Origin of the sequence: Mesorhizobium sp. M7A.F.Ca.CA.003.01.2.1 (genome assembly GCF_003998945.1) — a bacterium.
Classification (GTDB): domain Bacteria; phylum Pseudomonadota; class Alphaproteobacteria; order Rhizobiales; family Rhizobiaceae; genus Mesorhizobium; species Mesorhizobium ciceri.
In genome coordinates this window covers 1-3529 of sequence record NZ_RZRA01000601.1, presented here as the reverse complement: position 1 = coordinate 3529, position 3529 = coordinate 1, and the positions used below count along the sequence as shown (strand labels likewise).

General features: G+C 63.0%; 2 protein-coding genes. Both read right to left on the bottom strand.

Features of this window, described 5'->3' with window-relative positions; all coding sequences use genetic code 11:
• Positions 1 to 1933: hydantoinase B/oxoprolinase family protein (locus tag EN969_RS21980; protein ID WP_127419387.1), on the bottom strand; the 1933-nt coding region annotated here is incomplete at its 3' end.
• A 12-nt stretch (positions 1934 to 1945) separates the two neighbouring features.
• The coding region (locus EN969_RS21975) for a hydantoinase/oxoprolinase family protein (protein WP_164758409.1) at positions 1946 to 3529 on the bottom strand (1584 nt) is incomplete at its 5' end.

The following is a 3529-nucleotide window of genomic DNA, read 5'->3' as shown; positions in this document are numbered from 1 at the left end:
GCACAATGCCGAAAACCTGGTCCGCCGCTTCACGGGTGAGAAAGCCGTTCTCGACATCCCATGCCGTCTTGATCGGATCGCGCTCCAGCACGTCGCCATAGCCACCGCCGCCATTGTAGGAATGGCTGAAGATGTCGCCGGATTTGTGCGGCGAGGTGATGTAGGGGCCTTCGACCACGACATGGTCGCCGCCGATGTTCTTCTCGTAGTCGGAGACGTCAGGGTCGATGCCGGGCGAATGCGCCAGCGGTTCGCCTTTTGCCGCCAGTTCGTGAATGTCTGAGTTGCGCACCGCGCGATGCTTCTGGCAGGTCGGCGCCGGATAACCACCGCACATGCCGCCATTGTCGAACACGCGCGAGGAGTGCTCGGAGGTGTGGAGCCGCAGATGTGAGGTCTTGTTGATCAGCCAGGTCGAGACGAAGGAACAGCCACCGCGATATTTACCGGCGCCGCCGGAATTCGGCACGATCGAACGGCCGATATAGACCATCGGCATCGACTGTTCCCAGACCTCGATGTTGCCCATGTCGGATTCCGGGTTCCAGCCGACATAGGCGGTGTCGAGACCGTCCTTGATGGCGAGCGCCCCGGACCCGGCGGCAGCGCACTCGAAATGCGCCATGCCGAACGGCGTGCCGTATTGGCTTTCGCCGCCCATCTCGATCATCGGGCTGTTGACCTGGCCGACAAAGGCCTCCTCGACGAAGCCGCGCGCGACAAAACTGCGCGACAAAAGCCGTTGGAAAACACCGTAGGCCGGCAGCAGCAGCGCCCATGAGGTGGCGGTGGCCACCATCTCGTTGTCGGGGTTGGTCCAGGTGCCGTGCGGCAGTTTCAGTTCGGTCGCCATCCAGGCACCGTCATTGACCAGGCCTTCGAAATTCATGTGCTGGGTCAGCGTCACGAACATGCCGCCATCCATGCCGGCCGGCGTGCAGTTCATCGAATGGTAGCCCCAGGGCTGCGTGCCCTCGAAGTCCATGGTGATCTTGCCGTCTGACGTGATCTCCATCTCGATCGGGATGTTGTAGAGCCAGTCGGGATCGCCGAGCAGCTGGAAGCCGGGTTTTCCCGCCGTGACATGGCCGTAGAACGTGTGGCCGCGGTAGATGCCGGGCACGGTGAGCTGGCGGGTGCGGGCGAGCTGGGCGCGGCGACCTTCCTCGATGAACTCCTTCGACACCTTCATCCAGTAGTCGAGGCCGATCTCGGAGATCAGCTGCTTGACGCTTTCGCGCATGTCGATGCAGGAGGCGACCTTGGCCTTCTCGTCGAGCACCCAGTAGATCGGCATGCGCAGATTGCGCTCGCAGCGGATGACGTAGTCGCGCCGGATCTCGTCATTCTCGCCGATCTTCTCGGCGCAGACGAACAGGCCTTCGGTGAAGCGCTCCTGCGCCAGGCAGACATCGCCGCCCGGCGTGATGCCGCCGGCTTCCAGTTCGTGGCAGACGGCACCGGCCCAGCCGACCAGCGTGTCTTCATGGAAGATCGGCACCACATCCATGACATCAGGCACCTGCACGGTGCCGATGAAGGCGTCGTTGTTGGCGAAGATATCGCCTTCACGGATTTTCGGGTTTTCCTCGTAATTGTTCTTGATCATCCATTTGATGAAGCGGCTCATCGTATGGACATGCACCATGATGCCGTTGGAGAGCGCGATGGCGTCGCCTTCGGGCGTATAGATGGCGACCACCATCTCGCCGACTTCGCGCACGCCGGGCGAGGCCGAGATGCGGCGGGCCATTTCGCGAGCCGAGACGCAATAGGCGCGCAGCTTGGTGTGCAGCGTCTCGAACTTCAGCGGATCCTGGTTGCGCAGCGTGAGTTCCGTGATGCCGTCATAGCAGCCGGTCTCTTCCATCAGCCGCTCGGAATCGAGCAGTCTTTCGCGAAGGCGCAGGGCCGAAGCAGGTTTGTCCAACATGGCGGTGCCCTCTCAAGCGTGGGTGTAGTGCAGCAGCGTCCATTCATCGACATGGACGCGGTCCTGCGGATGAACGACGAGCGTGGTGGCGGGGTGTTCGATGATGGCCGGACCGATGACTTCGTGACCGGGCTGCAGCAGGTCCATCTCGTAGAGATTGGCCTTGTGCCAGCGTCCGCCGATATAGGCCTCGCGCACGCCCTTGTGCGCGGAAGCCGGATCCGACTTGCCGAGCGGACGCTTGAGCAGCACCGGTTTGACCTTGTCGGCGGTGGCGATCAGCCCGAGTTCGGTGATGGTGAAGCCGGCCTCGCCATAGCGCGACACGCGATGATTGACCTTGGCGTAGACCGCCTCGAACTCGTCGATAACCCTGCGCATGTCGTCGGCCGAGTTGACCTCAGCCAGCGGCGCCATCACTTCGACATCCTCGAGCTGGCCGGTGTAGCGCATCATCAGGAACGGCACGGTCCTGATCTTCTCACGCGCATGGCCGTCGGCGATCATCTCGTCGACCGCGGCCTTGGTCAGGTCGTTCCAGACCGTGGTGACCTTGACGCCGAAGGCGGCCAGCGTCGCCTCATCGGCGCGTGACGGGATGTCGTGCTGCGTCGACACCGAATGCCGGCGCATGAAATCAGCCGTGGTGCAGCCGAAGGCGGAGAAGGCGGCCGCAAACTGGAAGGTGATGATGTCCTTGAAGCCGATGCCCCTGGAACAGCCGGCCAGGTGCAGCGGGCCAGAGCCGCCATAGGACAGCAGCGTGAACTCGGAGGGATGGATGCCCTGGCCCGAAATGACGCGGCGCAGCGCGTTGTTGGCGTCGGCCTCCAGCATGTCGATCATGCCTTCGGCGGCTTCCTCCAGCCCGACGCCCAGGATGTCGGAGCATTTCTCCTGGAAGGCGCGGCGGGCCTTTTCGACCTGCAGCACGACCTTGCCGCCGAGGAAATAGTGCGGGTTGAGCCGGCCGAGAATCGCATCGCAATCGGCAATGGTCGGTTCGGTGCCGCCCCTGGCGAAGCAAATCGGACCTGGATCGGAGCCGGCGCTTTCCGGTCCAAGCGAGACTTTCTTGGTCAGCGGATCGACCTTGAGGATCATGCCGGCGCCGGCACCGATCGTATCGAGGTGCAGCGTCGGCACGTTGAGCTTGAAGCGATCCATCAGCGGCTCGTTCTCGATCCGCGTCTGGCCGCGCGTGATAACGCCCATGTCGAAGGAGGTGCCGCCCATGTCCGAGCAGATCAGCGAATCATTGCCGATCAGCTTGCCGACATAGGCAGCACCGAGGATGCCGCCGATCGGGCCGGAGATCATGGTTTCATGCAGGCGCGGATGGTTGATCGAGGTCAGGCCGCCGAAGGAGAGCAGCGTCTGCACGCCATATTTGAAGCCGTATTTCTTCGAGACGTCCTCGATACCCCTAAGCTGCTTGCGGCCGCGCGAGGTGGCGTAGGCCTCGATCAGGACCGAGTTCAGCCGCGACTGCTCGCGGATGACCGGGCGGACCTCGTGGCTGGTGTAGACGATGATGTCGGCGCCGGCCTTGTCGACCTCTTCGCGGCAGATTTCCGCGATGCGCTTCTCGTGCAC